Source organism: Acinetobacter sp. YH12231, assembly GCF_013417755.1.
In the GTDB taxonomy this organism is placed as follows: domain Bacteria; phylum Pseudomonadota; class Gammaproteobacteria; order Pseudomonadales; family Moraxellaceae; genus Acinetobacter; species Acinetobacter amyesii.
Window position 1 is genome coordinate 1 of the sequence record NZ_VPDJ01000011.1, and the last position, 15,215, is coordinate 15,215.

16 protein-coding genes and 1 pseudogene are annotated in these 15,215 nt (G+C 37.3%); 13 read left to right on the forward strand and 4 right to left on the reverse strand.

Translation table 11 applies throughout. The features are described from left to right. The 3 genes and pseudogenes from FTV11_RS08145 to FTV11_RS08155 all read left to right on the forward strand — a co-directional run. A pseudogene (locus FTV11_RS08145) lies at positions 1-169 on the forward strand (IS5/IS1182 family transposase); the annotation flags it as partial. 433 nt (positions 170-602) lie between these two features. Then, complete coding sequence (locus FTV11_RS08150; RefSeq protein ID WP_180008104.1) at positions 603-2,573, forward strand: choline BCCT transporter BetT; 1,971 nt, start codon at positions 603-605, stop codon at positions 2,571-2,573. Positions 2,574-2,819: 246 nt separating this feature from the next. Next, a complete protein-coding gene (locus FTV11_RS08155) occupies positions 2,820-3,980 on the forward strand; it encodes an MFS transporter (RefSeq protein WP_180073784.1) in 1,161 nt (386 codons plus the stop codon). A 24-nt stretch (positions 3,981-4,004) separates the two neighbouring features. Here FTV11_RS08155 and FTV11_RS08160 read toward each other — a convergent pair whose 3' ends face one another. Then, a complete protein-coding gene (locus FTV11_RS08160) occupies positions 4,005-5,387 on the reverse strand; it encodes a sensor domain-containing diguanylate cyclase (protein ID WP_257223211.1) in 1,383 nt (460 codons plus the stop codon). A gap of 299 nt (positions 5,388-5,686) precedes the next feature. On the opposite strand from FTV11_RS08160, the gene FTV11_RS08165 reads away from it, so the two are divergent. Then, the gene (locus tag FTV11_RS08165) at positions 5,687-6,169 is read left to right on the forward strand and encodes a hypothetical protein (RefSeq protein ID WP_078190792.1); all 483 of its coding nucleotides are present in this window, start codon (positions 5,687-5,689) and stop codon (positions 6,167-6,169) included. Between the two features lie 70 nt (positions 6,170-6,239). On the opposite strand, the gene accC is transcribed toward FTV11_RS08165, so the two are convergent. The 3 genes from accC to aroQ are packed head-to-tail and all read right to left on the reverse strand — an operon-like array spanning position 6,240 to position 8,506. Next, entirely contained in the window at positions 6,240-7,601 is a 1,362-nt protein-coding gene (gene accC / locus FTV11_RS08170; RefSeq protein ID WP_180005521.1) for an acetyl-CoA carboxylase biotin carboxylase subunit, read from the reverse strand. Between the two features lie 17 nt (positions 7,602-7,618). Beyond that, entirely contained in the window at positions 7,619-8,035 is a 417-nt protein-coding gene (gene accB / locus FTV11_RS08175; protein ID WP_078190790.1) for an acetyl-CoA carboxylase biotin carboxyl carrier protein, read from the reverse strand. A 15-nt stretch (positions 8,036-8,050) separates the two neighbouring features. Continuing rightward, entirely contained in the window at positions 8,051-8,506 is a 456-nt protein-coding gene (gene aroQ, locus FTV11_RS08180) for a type II 3-dehydroquinate dehydratase (RefSeq protein ID WP_067766951.1), read from the reverse strand. Positions 8,507-9,625: 1,119 nt separating this feature from the next. Here aroQ and FTV11_RS08185 point away from each other — a divergent pair. The 9 genes from FTV11_RS08185 to FTV11_RS08225 all read left to right on the forward strand — a co-directional run bounded on the left by FTV11_RS08185 (position 9,626) and on the right by FTV11_RS08225 (position 15,182). Further along, positions 9,626-9,994, forward strand: a complete 369-nt coding sequence (locus tag FTV11_RS08185; protein ID WP_078190788.1) for a hypothetical protein — start codon at positions 9,626-9,628, stop codon at positions 9,992-9,994. 3 nt (positions 9,995-9,997) lie between these two features. Then, positions 9,998-10,390 carry a hypothetical protein gene (locus FTV11_RS08190; RefSeq protein ID WP_257221029.1) on the forward strand — a complete coding sequence of 131 codons (393 nt, stop codon included), beginning with the start codon at positions 9,998-10,000 and terminating at the stop codon, positions 10,388-10,390. Positions 10,391-10,974: 584 nt separating this feature from the next. Then, positions 10,975-11,235 (forward strand): hypothetical protein, encoded by a 261-nt coding sequence (locus FTV11_RS08195; protein ID WP_168379492.1) that lies wholly within the window; start codon positions 10,975-10,977, stop codon positions 11,233-11,235. Positions 11,236-11,262: 27 nt separating this feature from the next. Continuing rightward, positions 11,263-11,994, forward strand: coding sequence for a zeta toxin family protein (locus FTV11_RS08200; RefSeq protein ID WP_180073843.1), 732 nt, complete (start codon positions 11,263-11,265; stop codon positions 11,992-11,994). A 43-nt stretch (positions 11,995-12,037) separates the two neighbouring features. Then, complete coding sequence (locus FTV11_RS08205; RefSeq protein ID WP_180050773.1) at positions 12,038-12,283, forward strand: hypothetical protein; 246 nt, start codon at positions 12,038-12,040, stop codon at positions 12,281-12,283. Positions 12,284-12,524: 241 nt separating this feature from the next. Next, positions 12,525-12,938, forward strand: a complete 414-nt coding sequence (locus tag FTV11_RS08210; protein ID WP_180005525.1) for a YeeE/YedE family protein — start codon at positions 12,525-12,527, stop codon at positions 12,936-12,938. A gap of 2 nt (positions 12,939-12,940) precedes the next feature. Further along, complete coding sequence (locus tag FTV11_RS08215; protein WP_180027207.1) at positions 12,941-13,360, forward strand: DUF6691 family protein; 420 nt, start codon at positions 12,941-12,943, stop codon at positions 13,358-13,360. Next, positions 13,360-14,244 carry an MBL fold metallo-hydrolase gene (locus FTV11_RS08220; RefSeq protein ID WP_180027202.1) on the forward strand — a complete coding sequence of 295 codons (885 nt, stop codon included), beginning with the start codon at positions 13,360-13,362 and terminating at the stop codon, positions 14,242-14,244. Before FTV11_RS08215 ends, FTV11_RS08220 begins: the two co-directional genes overlap by 1 nt. Positions 14,245-14,420: 176 nt before the next feature. After that, on the forward strand, positions 14,421-15,182 hold the full coding sequence (locus FTV11_RS08225) for an alpha/beta fold hydrolase (protein WP_180027201.1): 762 nt from the start codon (positions 14,421-14,423) through the stop codon (positions 15,180-15,182). Positions 15,183-15,215 lie beyond the last annotated feature (33 nt).

The window sequence follows — 15,215 nt, forward strand, 5'->3', positions numbered from 1 at the left end:
TAGCAATGATGATATGGACTGGTATATGTATAAAATCAGACATTTAGTTGAAAATGCATTTTGTAGATTAAAACAATTTAGAGGAATTGCCACAAGATACGATAAGCTAAAACGTAACTATCAAAGCACTGTTGCTTTAGCTTGTATATTTATATGGTTGCCTCTTTAGCTCAATTTATCGGCTGTAAATGTCAACACACCCTATATAAGTGATAAAAAAATATTCAAAAAACCACCAAAAAGTGGTTTTTTGAATTTTGTATTAATTGGAAAATTATAAGAAATTAAGAAAAATGATATTGATAAATATAATGAATTTAGAATGAAGACATTAAATTGATCGTTTTCTTAATTTAATAAATTGCTTAATATTTAATTTAGTATCTAAAAATATGATAACATGTGCACATTCTAAACAGTGGCTTAGATTGAGTCAGCCTTTAATTTTCAATTTATGCACATGAATATTTTTAATATTTATCGTATAGAGCGAAATTACAATCGCCAGCACTCATCTTTACAAGCCTGTTTCTTCCGCAGTTAGCGGATATCTCTTTGATCAATTTTGATCTGTCTTACAAATAAAACGGAATAGGGAAGGTATGTCTTCATTGAAACCGTCATGGTATTCCAATGTGAATCCAAATGTGTTTATTAGCACAGTTGTTATTATCGGCATTTTCATTGCCATTGTATTTTTAGCTCCCAATGCTTTTGATCTAATTACTAAACAACTAAATCAATGGGTTACAAACTCATTCAGTTGGTTCTATGTGTTATCTGTAGCCATTTTTCTAATAGTGCTTATTTATATTGCCTGTTCAAATATGGGTAAAATTAAATTAGGTTTAGACCATAGCCAACCAAAATATAGTAATAGCTCCTGGTTTGCTATGTTATTTACTGCTGGTATGGGTATTGGCTTAATGTTTTTCGGTGTCGCGGAGCCAGTGATGCACTATGTATCACCTCCAACTGGTGATCCTGAAACGATCCAATCAGCGCAGCAAGCCATGCGCGTAACCTTCTTCCACTGGGGACTTCATGCATGGGCAATCTACACCATCGTTGGCTTAGCGTTAGCTTACTTTGCTTATAGACACAATCTACCTCTAAAAATTCGCTCTGCGTTATATCCTCTCATAGGAAAAAAAATCTATGGTCCAATCGGTGATGGTGTAGATACCTTTGCGACGATCGGTACTGTATTTGGTGTCGCAACGACATTAGGTTTTGGTGTAACCCAAATTAACTCCGGCCTGAATTATCTATTCAGGATTGAATATTCAACGACGACGCAACTAATTCTAATTGTCATTGTTACGGCTATGGCCTCTTTGTCCGTATTTATGGGCTTAGACAAGGGTATTAAACGATTATCAGAGATCAATTTAGGCTTAGCATTAACCCTCTTATTATTTGTATTTTTTGCTAGTTCAACAATATTTATATTGCAAGCGACTATACAAAATGCTGGTCAGTATTTTTCAAACTTATTTAACATGACCTTTAATTTATATGCCTATCAATCTGATGGTTGGATTGGTGGTTGGACAATTATGTACTGGGCATGGTGGATTTCATGGTCGCCATTTGTAGGTATGTTTATTGCGCGTGTGTCTGAAGGACGTACTATTCGTGAGTTTATTGTAGGTGTTTTACTTATACCAACAGGCTTCACGCTGATCTGGATGGGAGTGATGGGCAACGCTGCACTCTATAGCATCTTAAACGAAGCGAATACCTCACTGATTTCTGCAGTACAACGAGACTCATCCGTTGCGCTATTTGAGTATTTAGGAACTTTGCCATTCTCAGGCATTATGAGTTTTGTTGCGACCATATTGGTTATGCTATTTTTTGTGACTTCAGCGGACTCTGGTGCACTTGTTACAGATTATTTAACAGCTAAATCTGAGAACTCCCCAACATGGCAACGATTGTTTTGGACAACGTTAATGGCTGTTCTTGCGATTGTTTTGTTGTTTGCAGGAGGTTTAGGTGCTTTGCAATCTGCAACAATGTTGAGTGCATTACCATTCACTTTTGTAATGCTTTTAATTTGCTGGGGCTTAGTCAAGGCTCTACATTTAGATGCAACCAAGATGCAAGCATTACAGGATGCGCGTATTACACCTAGAGCAATTCATAATCCAAGAAGTTGGCAGCAACGTTTAGGATTGATTATGCATTATCCGCATACACGTGAAGAAGTTGAACAATATATTGATACAACGGTAAGCCAGGCATTTTCAAATCTACAGAAAGAGTTTAAGCGTCGTCATTTAGATGTGACGGTAAACACGATAGATGATGGCTTGCAGCTTCGTGTAAACCATCAAGATGAGATTAACTTTATCTACCAAGTAGTTGTCCAAGAAAAAAATACACCAAGCTTTATGATTGATTCAGGAGAAATTACGCAAGATTATCAAGCTGAAGTATTTTTGAGGGAAGGTGGTCAAAATTATGACATCATCGAATGGACGCAAGAAGATATCTTGCAAGATGTCATTGATCAATATGAGCGTCATCTGCATTTTTTAAATTTAGTTCGAACTAAGAGCCAATAGATAAAAAACCGCCCAAATGGGCGGTTTTTATTAACATATGAGAGTTTTATAAGTAAAAATAACATATTGTTTAATAAATAGAATAATGAGGAAATTTGATATTTTGATAAAATTGTACAAATTTTGAAATAATTTAATTAAAATAAATTTGTATACTCGTCATATCCTAACCAAGCCTTTTAGATGCAAAAGCATACAACTCTGAAAAGTTTATAACTTACTGTAAATACTAAGGAATACAGTTTGATGCTTAACATTCCAATCCAATCCAAACTCGGTGGATTCTACTTTTTCTATTATTCAATAGTGGGTACATTCATGCCGTATTGGAGTTTGTATTTAGAGGATCAAGGGTTTAATTATCAAGAAATAGGTGTTTTATCTTCGATTGCAATTGTGACACGTTTTTTTGCGCCATTTATTTGGGGGTGGATTGCAGATAAATCCGGAAAGCGCATGCTTTTAGTTCGAATCGCAACATGGATGGAAGCCTGTATTTGGTTTCTGATTTTTATAATTCCAAACAGTTTTCAGTCTGTTGCATTACTCATGTTGGTATTCAGTTTCTTTCAAAATGCCATTTTAGCTCAGTTTGAAGGGGTAACTTTATTTTGGTTGGCTGAGCGTCGTGCAGAACTTTATGGAAAAGTCAGAAAATGGGGATCAGTTGGTTTCATTGTTGGTGTATTTGGAATAGGGGCTTTGCTAGAAATAATACCTGTTTCAATGCTGCCTATCATGTTGTTATGCATTGCATTTCTCGCATTTATTTGGTCATTTACGATTAAAGAGCCCGCTACTGCACCATCTTCACAGAAAAAACTTGAACCACTTTGGCCTATCTTAAAACGACCAGTTGTAGCTAGTTTTTTTATCATTGAATTTTTTCTACTTTTTTCGCATGCGCCGTTTTATAGTTTTTATAGCAATTACCTTAAGCAGGCTGATTTTTCGACGAGCCAAATCGGTTTTTTATGGTCTGTAGGAGTCATTGCAGAAATCATTATGTTTGCCTATGCCAATGTCTTTTTTAATCGATATTCTTGGCGTAACTTAGTGCTCATTTGTTTGGGGCTAACAGGGATGCGATGGTTGATTGTAGGCTTATATCCGGCGGTGTTTATCACTCAATTTGCTGCGCAAACGATTCATGCCTTCAGTTTTGGATTATTCCACTTAATCGCGATGCGAATCATTTTTCAAAATTTTACTGCGAGTCAACAAGGGCGTGGTCAAGCGCTATACAGTACCATGTGGGGCTTAGGTGTTGCGAGTGGCAGTATTTTAGCAGGCCGATATTGGGACATGCTTTCGGGACCCGTTATTTTTATGATCGCAGGACTGGTGGTTATACCTGCCATGTTTTTGGTCGTGGGCTTGCCTAAAACGATCCAAAAGCAAGCTTAAAACAATTCAGTATTTTGATAAATCTCAATGAACTAAAATCACCTGATTACGGCCGAGCTCTTTGGCTTGATATAAGGCCTGATCGGCTTGATTTATCATACTTTGCAAACTTGGAGCATTGGGCAAAGACTGATGAATCAGACCTATACTCACCGTAATATAAATCGTATTTTTTTTATCAATGAAAATAGGCGTAGTTTCAACGACTTTTCGGATACGCTCAGCAATACCTTGAGCTTCAGCTGCTGCAATGTTCGTGAGTAATACACTAAACTCTTCACCACCAATACGTGCAAATAAATCTGTTTCACGTAAATTCTTACGCACAACGCTCGAAAATTCTTGTAAAACTTGGTCACCGACATAATGCCCATATTGATCATTTAATTTTTTAAAATGATCAATATCCATCATGATAATGGAAAAGTTAAGCTGAATTTGGTTTTGTAGGTAAAGCTCACCTTGCTCGAAAAAATATCGACGATTCATCGCATGCGTTAAACTATCATGATTTGCAAGGTATAAAACCTCTTTATATAGTTCGTGCCGATTTCGGCTAATAATACAAAGAATCAACGGCGAGAGAATCAGCATGGCTAGGCCGATACGGACTGAAATTGCTGTCGATAAATAGGCTAATGAAGAATCGTGTAAGTAGAACGCATTTAAATTGTAATAGGTCGCTAAAATTACCACGGCATTAATTAGGGATAAGGTAAATAATCGATAGGTTAATGCTGCCCAAATTAGAGCCGCTAAAGGGTAGAGAATTGCCCCTGGACCTGTAGAAACGGCTGTTAAAAATACACAGAAGACAACTGCAATTGCCGGAAATATTTTATTGATCTGAAAGCTTTGATGACGTCGATCTTTGAAATAAAGTTTAAGATCGGCCAGTTTAGGAAAAGACAGAATAAGCGGTAATATAATCAGCGCATTTAATATTTCAGTAATCCACCACATACCAAAATCAATCGACAATCGATCGGTCGACATAAACGTGTTGGGGATATAAGGCACAGTGAAAATAGCAAAAAGAGCACCTGCAAGGCATCCACCACAGGCGATGATGACAATCATGGTCAGAAAGGTGAAACCTTTATTATAGTTTTGATAGTTCACCTGAAAATATCGCATAAAAAATAACGATACCATGCTGTTGGTTAAATTTGAAAAAGTGAGAAATAAAGTGAGTTGGAAATAATTGCCCGTCACTAAATCTGCGAGCATATAACCGGTAAATGCACCTAACCATCCTCCCAGATTACTCAGTTTAGGGAACCTTAAGAATATTGCTAACAATACTGCGTTCGCAGGCCAAAAAATCGCTAAATAGCTTAATGGGCGGGTGAAAATACCGATTAAGCAGCAGCAAAGAATAACTGCAGCGACTATGACAAAAGCCATGCTGTGGCGTGCATTAAGCGGAGCAAGACTATTCGAATGCAGTTTCATTAGCTTATGTAAGACTAGGTTAAATATGGGAGAATTCGTTTTTTTCGTATATTAAACGATAAAAAAGATTTTATATTATTTTATTGTAAATAGTGTGATTTGTTTGGCATTTAGCTGATTTGTAGTTTCGTTAACCGAGATTGATTTTTTGGATAAATAGGAAAAATGATTGTTATGAAAATGTGATAAACCGCGGATTTGTAAAAAAATGTGTTACTTTAAGAGCATGATTTATATGACTGATTAAATGTATGAAAATAGCATATCTTACAGTTTTACTCATGTTGAGTTCATCGTTGGTGATGGCGGCAGATAATAAGAATACAACTCAAAATTCAGAGGCTAAAAATCAAGTTGAAGCGGTGAATAGCTTTAGGGTGACAACACGTTCTGAATTGGTCGGCTTATGGGGTATGGAAATTCCGACCAATAAAAAGTGCGTTGAATATTATAATTTTAAGAGCAATAATGATGTTGTGATCAAAAGCGGTGAAGAGTGGTCATCTGGGGTATATGACTATCAACCTGCGCAAGATCCGAATGTGCAAATTCCAGCACTGATTTTACAAGTGAAATATGACAATAATCAGATGGATTGTTCGGGCAATATTCAAGATCAAACCGGCGAAATTTCACAGTACTTTGTAAAGTGGAAAAGTCCATCGGTTATTAATTTCTGTGCCAATGATCAGGCTCAGCAGTGTTTTGCGACATTGCGTCGAGTTTTGCCTTAAGCATGACTATAGATCTTTCTTATGAAAATAAAAAACCACTCATTTGAGTGGTTTTTTTGACACTGAAGTTTTATTTCTCTTCATGTCCTTCGACTTTCTTTAATAGATGCTTTTCAAGATAGTGAATATCCATTGCTTGTTCGCAGAAATTTTTATCTTGAAGAATCAAATCTTTATGTAGCGGAATATTGGTTTTCACGCCAGTTAAGATAATCTCTTCTAGAGCTTGTTTCATGCGCGCAATAGAGGTTTCACGATCTTTACCATGCGCAATGAGTTTTGCAATCATTGAATCATAGTAGGGTGGGATGCTATATCCTTGATAGATATGAGAATCTAGTCGGATACCTGCGCCACCCGGTGCATAGAAATGATCGATTTTGCCCGGTGAAGGCATAAATGTAGATGGATCTTCCGCATTAATACGACATTCAATCGCATGACCTTTAAGTTGAATGTCTTCTTGTTGAAGATCCAAACCTAAGCCAGCAGCAATGCGTAATTGTTGCTCGATAATATCTACACCAGTTACTTGCTCAGTAACAGGATGTTCTACTTGCACACGAGTATTCATTTCAATAAAGAAGAATTCACCCTCTTCAAATAAGAACTCGAATGTACCCGCACCACGGTATTGCATCAATTTACAAGCATTTACACATGCTTCAAGAATATGCGCACGTGCTTCTTCAGGTAGACCCGGTGCAGGAGCTTCTTCAAGTACTTTTTGATGACGACGTTGCAATGAACAGTCACGATCATAAAGGTGAATTGCATGGCCATTACCATCTGCAAGAACTTGCACTTCGACATGGCGTGGCTTTTGAAGGAAACGTTCCATATAAACGGTATCGTCACCAAACCACATTTCAGCATCACGTTGAGCAGCTTGTACAGATTCGAGGAGTGTGTCTACACGTTCAACGATACGCATACCACGACCACCACCACCAGAAGCTGCTTTTACGATCAATGGAAAGCCAATTTCTTTAGCTTCTGCCAAAGCATTGTGAATCGTTACAGCATGGTCACAACCTGGAACAGTCGGTACGCCGGCTTTTTTCATGGCAATAATGGCAGAAACTTTGTTCCCCATTAAGCGAATGTGTTCAGGACGCGGGCCGATAAAGATAAAACCTGAGTTTTCTACAATTTCAGCAAACTCAGCATTTTCAGATAAGAAACCATAACCTGGATGGATGGCATCTGCACCGGTGATTTCAGCCGCTGTAATAATGGCAGGGATATTGAGATAACTTTCGCTGCTGGCACCTGGTCCAATACACACTGCTTCGTCACAGAAGCGTAAGTGCATTAGGTCTTTGTCGGCATCGGAATAAATCCCTACGGTTTTAATTCCTAAAGTTTTGCAAGCGCGGGTGATGCGGAGCGCAATCTCACCACGGTTTGCAATTAAAACTTTTTGCAACATTGTGATTCCCCGTGGTCTTAAGCGCGATAGCGGAATAATGGTTGACCGAATTGGATCACTTCGCCATTTTTAACCAAAATTTCTTCAATTACACCGCTTTGAGTTGCTTCAATTGGGTTCATGATTTTCATTGCTTCGATGATACCGAGTGTTTCACCAGCAGATACAGTTTGACCAACTTTCACAAATGGTGCTTCACCTGGATTTGGCGCAGCATAGAACACACCAACCATAGGAGACGGCTCAACAGCACCACGTGGTGAACGAGGTGCAGCAGGCGCAGCGGCAGGTGCAGCCATAGCAGGCGCAGCGGCAGCAACTACTGGATTGCGACGAGTTAGAGCAATCGATTGATCGCCTTCTTTAACTTCAATCGCCTGTAAGTCAGATTCAATCATCAAATCGATGAGTTTCTTGATTTTACGGATATCCATGAACAGTATTCCTAATTAAGATTGAGAAGTTGGTTGAATTTTTTCGATGGCGAAGTCTAGTGCTGCGGCATAGCCTTTTGCACCTAAACCACAAATAACGCCAACGGCTTTATCAGATAGATAGGAGTGATGTCTAAATGCTTCGCGAGCGTGGACATTTGATAGATGTACTTCGATAAACGGAATGGCTACACCAAGAAGGGCATCACGAACAGCAACCGAAGTATGTGTTAGGGCTGCTGGGTTAATAATGATGAATTGAACGCCTTCTTGTTGCGCTTGATGAATTCGGTCGACGATAGCGCCTTCCCAATTACTTTGGAAAGTGTCGAGAGAAATGGAAGCGTTTTGAGCCTGTGAAATCAGTTTTTGGTTGATATCATCGAGTGTTAGATAGCCATAAACTTCGGGTTCACGTTTTCCCAGTAAGTTGAGATTCGGTCCATGAATGACCAAAATGGTCGAGCTCATTCAGCCTGCTCCAATAAAAAGTTGCAAATTTACTTTGCAAGATACCTGCAAAGTTTGCTCATTATGGCATAAAATTCCACATTTTTTTTATAATTTCTTTGAAATGACGTGAAAAGCATGTGCCGAGAATGGGCTATATAATGCGAACTTTGCAAAGAATTGGCAATGTTAAAAAATTACATTTTTATCATTATATTGTAGGACATCATTTTAAACCCAATTGGCTAAAACTGTTGATATCTTTTGTGTAAACTTGCTTTATCGTGGTGCATTCGTGTAGCAATAACCAGTATAAATGATTTGAAAGGTGAGATGGCTTGTACATTTGTCTTATAGATCGTCAGTTGAACAGCCTACGCATGCATAGTCGTAAAGATGGTATTTATACAGCGACTTAAAAAATTCTAAGGTTTAACTTATTTCACGCGTAAAGGAATCTAAATTGTTCTCAGTTTTCAATCGAGTTATTTGAAAGAATAAATCAGGTTTGTGTGCTAAGTATATAAAAATTAAAAGATAGTTACTTTTTCTATGATTTATAAAGCATATTTCTAGGCCAATGAAATTTTTTTCATAGATGATAGGGCTCAAGCTAGATATTTTGTTTGCCTTAGCGAATTAAATATTCTGTGGGAGCATTTCCTTATAAGTAGGCAGCTTTAGATATGATGAACATTTATTGCCTAGCTAAGTCATACTTTATAGACCTATATATAAGCGTATTAACCATCCTGTGTATTTTCTAGTCAGTGTTTTGAATCTATGAAACGTGCAAGGCATTGACGATTTCTTTCATAAATCATGTAAGTTTGGAAAATCGGGTATTTGTCCAAATTTGCACAGGCATTGGCAAAAGTTAAATCTGTGGTGGTAAAGAAGCTTGCTGTTTGCATGCTGATTCTATTTTTTATTCGTCTATTTCTATGTTTTAGCGGTATATGTGTTGAATAAGTTTCCTTTCTTCTTGTTTATACTTTTAGGTGGAATCTACCGCATTGAGTCTTTTTCTATAAATGAATTGATAAAACAAGGCTCGAATGCTTTCCCGCGGAAAAAATTTATCTATATAAGTGTAATTCACGGTAGAATGCCCGAAACCTATATGGCCTGAGAACAAACATGGCAAAACATACGCAAAATTCATCACCTTTGGCAGAATTGATTGCAGAACAAAAACTTTTATGTGAAGAAGTGGGATCTGCATATGTAGAAGTGCAGGGCGATGATGTAATTGCTGTGGCTGTCCATACCTTAAATAAAGATCCAATAGTCGGTATTCGTAAGCCTGCAGAAGGTGATGAAAATGTCAGTTGGTATATTTATGGCGGGGAGCTTGAAGGCGCAGATAACTTTGAAACAATGACTGTGCGTAAACTGCAAGATGTCGTGCCTGAAGTGCTACCGTATTTAGCTTTGGATGTAGGTTATCGTTTTATGATCGATGCTGATGATTATGAAGATGTCTGGAAAGAAGGTGATGAGGCTTAATTTATGCATTCTCCATTGATGTATAAACTTTATGTCTTTATTTTCTCTGTGTTTACTTCTTCTGTAATACATGCAAATGTGAAAGAAGCCGTTACTCCACAACTGACTCAAGCTGAATATAATGCTCAGATACAAGCATATACTGAGCAAATTAATTCAACCAAAGCCATTTTAGATGACCCTGCATCTACTGCAACGGGTCAGCAGCAAACTCAAGCATTTTGTTTAAGATTGAATGCATATCGACAGATTTTAGAAATTTCTCAGCAAAACTCAGCTCTTGAAATGGCCAATCTAATGCGAGTGGCTTCACAGCACTATTTACAACAACAGCAACAGAGTATGCAGTCATCTGGCTTAAACGAAAGTGCATTTTGTTCGAGTCCTACAAAATAATTTAGGTTTAAATTTCTCTTCTAAAACTTTTGGGCTCTCGTCTAACTTTCTTTCATTTTGTTCTATTTTTCATAATTCGAAATGGTCTAATATTTCAAAATTATTACAGCATAATTCACTATAGGTGCAGTTTCTAATAATCTTAGAAGTTGAAAATGTAGATTGTCAGAAAATGATATGAAATATGCTTAAAATGATAAGTCCATCACATTATTATAATCAGGTTAGAACGATTTATATGCAACAAACATCCCTGGTCCTGTTGCATAGGTCAGTACTAATACATCAACTTGTTGATGTCGTTCTCTTTTGGCCACTGAATAAGTGGCTATTTTTTTGTGAAAAATTAAATGCTTAATTGGGTGATAAATCTAATGTAGGTAACTTTTACATAATTCTTGATTTACTATCCACACACATTGACTCATATACGACATTCTTTTCGAGTAAGATAATCAAATGATTTAAGCACTTTGAATTTTTATCGATTTCCTTTCAGTATGAGTGATGGATAAATAGACAAATATTGCGAGTATGATAAGATGATTGAACACATTATTTTTGATGTTTGAGGAGTTGTTTCCATGACAGCTTATACTTCAGTAATGAAAGCAAGCCAATATGAGGACGATATGATCCCGAGCCTTGCTATCCATGCATTTCGCCATGCTTTTGAACAAGCAAGTGCTTCATCCACTGTGGTTTATGTAAAAGGTCTACAACTGGTTCAACGTCTGCAAAATGGTCAAGAAGTACAAATAAAAGATGTTTCAGCCGACTTCGTACAAGTGGATGATCTACCTAAAATTTTAAAACGTAAAAAGAAAATAGAGGAAATTGTTTAATACATGCCTCCACAACCTCGCATTAGAATGTTCGCGGGTCCAAATGGTTCAGGTAAAAGCACAGTTAAAGAATATTTATTGCCCCATCATATTGGGGCATATTTAAATGCGGATGAACTCGAAGCTCAACTGAAACATTCACACCGGCTCAATTTGTTGGATTACCATCCCGCTTTAAAATCAGAAGCATTAATTAGCTTTCTCGATACGAAAAAACGTCCCGCTGATGGAGATTTTATTCCGCTATTAGCACGTAAACCTCAGATATTAGATCCCTGGAAAATTGAATTTCATCCAGATCAGATTGATTCATATCTTTGTGCAAGAATTATTGATTACATCCGTTTGCAGTTTTTAGAGTTAAAAATTAGTTTTACGTTTGAAACGGTGATGTCCCATATTTCAAAGGTGGAATTTCTACGCGAAGCAAAAAGAAAAGGCTTTCGAACCTATCTGTATTATGTTTCCACTATTGATCCTGTTATCAATATTTCACGTGTTCAGTACCGAGTGAAAACGGGTGGACATGGCGTGCCAGAACAAAAAATTCGTGAACGTTATTATCGAAGTATGGATTTGTTAATGCAGGCGGTAGAAGCAACGGATCGAAGTTATTTATTTGATAACTCTGCCAATGGACAGCATGCGTCTTTCATTGCGGAAATTGAACAAGCTGAAATTTTAAAGATGAATTCAGGTATTCAGCGTTTACCTTGGTGGTTTGTAGATAAGGTGCTCAAAGAGTTTGAGCCAAATTAATATCAACTGAACGTAATAAAAAACAAAATAACAGGATGAACCTATGCAAAATAACGACTATGAATTACAACAACATTCAAACTCATCTCCATTAGATCAAACTCATCTTGATCAAGCCATTGAGCAGCAAGCTGAACAAGAACAGCAAAAAAATAGTACATCATTTGATCCTTTATCTTCTCTAGATTTGACCGACTTAGCTGAAATTGGTTCGAATATTATAGAATTGGGTTCAGATGCTTTAACGTGGGTGAGCGATGCACTCAGCGATATCAGTATTGATCTATAAACTATCTATTATTTCAATTAACTTCATAATAAACAGCCTTTATTGAAAAATCTCCGAGGATATATTTCGTGATTTTTCAAGTTTATAAATTATTTCTAAATAAATTAATCAAACACTCTTGAAACGTTGAATTTTTCAATCAGGAAAAGGCAAGTCAGAACGAATATTTCGGTTGGAGGGCTTGCATCTTTTTTTAAATAACATATTATAAAAACATATATTGTTTTTGTGGCTGATGAATATGCATCCCTTTCTAACCGCTTTTCTCGGCGGGACCTTATTGGGCCTAGCCGCAGTTGGCTACCTATACGTACATGGTCGAATCGCCGGTATCAGTGGTTTAATTGCGCAAATGTTGAATCCTCAAACGATTTTAAAAACACCTGCGATATGGTTTTTAGCGGGACTTTTTATTGTGCCTTTTATCTACGGGAAAATGACCTCTGTGACAATTGAACTGGATGCAAGCCCATGGATGATGATCATTGCCGGGGTATTGGTTGGATTCGGAACGCGATTAGGTTCAGGTTGTACAAGCGGACATGGCATTTGCGGTATTAGTCGTCTTTCTAAGCGTTCATTCGTTGCAACTGCTAGTTTTATGTTGGCAGGGATTATCACAGTTTATGTAATGAGACATGTAATCGGAGCTTAATGATGAAAAATATATTGGCTTTTATTTTTGGTGGAATTTTCTCATTAGGTTTAATGATTTCTGGCATGTCTAATCCAGAAAAGGTCTTAAGTTTCCTTGATATAACAGGGCAGTGGGATGCGAGTTTAGCTTTTGTGATGATGGGAGCCATTGCAGTTGCATTTATTCCATTTCAAATGGCCGTTCGTCAATCAAAACCGACAACCTTTGATGGGACGGCGATTGAATTACCGAGTAATAATCAAATTGATGCAAAACTCATCATGGGGAGTGTTATCTTTGGAATAGGTTGGGGCATTGCTGGGATTTGTCCTGCGCCAGCCTTTACTTTGATCGGGCTTGGTTATTATCAAGCGATCTATTTCGTTGTAGCGATGTTTGCGGGCGTCTATATACATCGTAAATTTTCGGGAGCAAATTAATGTCAAATCGTGCACAGGTACAACATTTTTTTGATGAAAATACCAATACATTCAGTTATGTGGTAGCCGATCCGCAAACAAACCGATGTGCGATTATAGATAGTGTATTGGATTATGATGCTGCTTCCGCAACTACTCAAACGAAGCATGCAGATTTGATTATTCATTATATCCAAGAAAATAGCCTAAGCGTAGAATGGATTTTAGAAACGCATGTGCACGCAGATCACTTAACGGCATCACAATATTTAAAACAGGTTCTTGGTGGCAAAATTGCGATGAGCCATAACATCAAGATTGTGCAGGAAACATTCAGCGCCATTTATAATTTTGATGTGAAATATTTTAATTCACATCAGTCTTTTGATTATTTATTTGCAGATCATGAGGCATTTAAAATCGGTGAGTTAAAGGCCTATAACATTCCAACGCCTGGACATACACCTGCTTGTCTGAGCTATGTGGTTGGTGATGATGCTGTGTTTGTCGGTGATACCTTATTTATGCCTGATTATGGCACAGCACGTTGTGATTTCCCCAAGGGTAGTGCGGCAGTATTATTCGACTCTGTACAAAAGATTTATCAGTTAGCACCTGAAATGCGCGTGTTTTTATGTCATGACTATTTACCAGAAAACCGGTCAAAATACTGCTGCGAAAGCAGTGTGCATGCGCAAAAACAGCAGAATATTCATATCCACGTTGATACGAAAAAAGAAGATTTTGTCACAATGCGAACTCAGCGTGACGCAAATTTGGCTATGCCCAAACTGATTTTACCTGCGATACAAATCAATATGGATGCAGGTAAATTTCCAGAACCAGAAGGGAATGGTATCCGCTATTTAAAAATTCCTTTTAATCACTTTAAATCTGCAAATTAAAGACAAAGATCTTTTAGGTTGATTGCGGTTGGCTATTTCATTTATAAAATAGCCTAAGCAAGTTAAATCATATACCACATACAAATAGCCTAAGTAAGACTAATAATTTTTAACTGTCATTTGATTTCATTCCGTCAACTAGGCATCATAATATCAACATAGCAAAGTATTCAAAAATGATCCTAAATTACGAATATCATCAAAAATTAGAGGGCGAAACGCATCCACTAGTCTTTATTCACGGTTTATTTGGCAGCCTCAGTAACCTAGGGATGCTTGCCAGAGCTTTTCAAAATTCACATTCTGTCATTCAGCTTGATTTACGAAATCATGGTAAATCACCTCAAAGTACAGAAATGAATTATCGTGAGATGGCAAACGATGTACTTGAGACATTAGATGCGATTGGTATCGATAAGTTTTCAGTGATTGGCCATTCCATGGGAGGCAAGGTCGCAATGCAATTGGCTTTAATCTCAGAGCGGGTAGAGCAACTTGTTGTATTGGATATCGCGCCCTTTGCATATCAGGAACGTCATCATGATGAAATATTTATAGCTTTGATTGCTGTACAAAATGCGCAAATTCAATCTAGACAGCAAGCGGTAGAAATTATGCGTGAGTATATTCATTCAGATATGGTGATACAGTTTCTACTCAAGTCTTTTAGCAAAGGACAATGGTTGTTTAATGTAGATGCGTTGTATAAACAGTATGACCAAATTATTGGTTGGGAAAGTATGGGAAATACTTGGCAACAGCCTGTATTGTTCCTCAAAGGTGGACAGTCACCTTATATTTCAAAAGTGGAACATACCAATACGATAGAACAACAATTTCCACATGCGAAAATTGTAGAAATAGAAGGTGCAGGCCATTGGTTACATGCAGAAAAAACAACTGAAGTTATAGAGCAAATACAAAATTATTTAGATTAATACGGTGTGCCTTCAATTATATTTTGCAGGCAC

Excerpts from the sequence above, each read along its gene's own strand:
- FTV11_RS08150 (WP_180008104.1), top strand. The coding sequence starts at position 603 with ATGTCTTCATTGAAACCGTCATGGTATTCCAATGTGAATCCAAATGTG.
- FTV11_RS08155 (WP_180073784.1), top strand. The coding sequence starts at position 2,820 with ATGCTTAACATTCCAATCCAATCCAAACTCGGTGGATTCTACTTTTTC.
- FTV11_RS08160 (WP_257223211.1), bottom strand. The coding sequence starts at position 5,387 with ATGGCTTTTGTCATAGTCGCTGCAGTTATTCTTTGCTGCTGCTTAATC.
- FTV11_RS08165 (WP_078190792.1), top strand. The coding sequence starts at position 5,687 with ATGAAAATAGCATATCTTACAGTTTTACTCATGTTGAGTTCATCGTTG.
- accC (WP_180005521.1), bottom strand. The coding sequence starts at position 7,601 with ATGTTGCAAAAAGTTTTAATTGCAAACCGTGGTGAGATTGCGCTCCGC.
- accB (WP_078190790.1), bottom strand. The coding sequence starts at position 8,035 with ATGGATATCCGTAAAATCAAGAAACTCATCGATTTGATGATTGAATCT.
- aroQ (WP_067766951.1), bottom strand. The coding sequence starts at position 8,506 with ATGAGCTCGACCATTTTGGTCATTCATGGACCGAATCTCAACTTACTG.
- FTV11_RS08185 (WP_078190788.1), top strand. The coding sequence starts at position 9,626 with ATGGCAAAACATACGCAAAATTCATCACCTTTGGCAGAATTGATTGCA.
- FTV11_RS08190 (WP_257221029.1), top strand. The coding sequence starts at position 9,998 with ATGCATTCTCCATTGATGTATAAACTTTATGTCTTTATTTTCTCTGTG.
- FTV11_RS08195 (WP_168379492.1), top strand. The coding sequence starts at position 10,975 with ATGACAGCTTATACTTCAGTAATGAAAGCAAGCCAATATGAGGACGAT.
- FTV11_RS08200 (WP_180073843.1), top strand. The coding sequence starts at position 11,263 with ATGTTCGCGGGTCCAAATGGTTCAGGTAAAAGCACAGTTAAAGAATAT.
- FTV11_RS08205 (WP_180050773.1), top strand. The coding sequence starts at position 12,038 with ATGCAAAATAACGACTATGAATTACAACAACATTCAAACTCATCTCCA.
- FTV11_RS08210 (WP_180005525.1), top strand. The coding sequence starts at position 12,525 with ATGCATCCCTTTCTAACCGCTTTTCTCGGCGGGACCTTATTGGGCCTA.
- FTV11_RS08215 (WP_180027207.1), top strand. The coding sequence starts at position 12,941 with ATGAAAAATATATTGGCTTTTATTTTTGGTGGAATTTTCTCATTAGGT.
- FTV11_RS08220 (WP_180027202.1), top strand. The coding sequence starts at position 13,360 with ATGTCAAATCGTGCACAGGTACAACATTTTTTTGATGAAAATACCAAT.
- FTV11_RS08225 (WP_180027201.1), top strand. The coding sequence starts at position 14,421 with ATGATCCTAAATTACGAATATCATCAAAAATTAGAGGGCGAAACGCAT.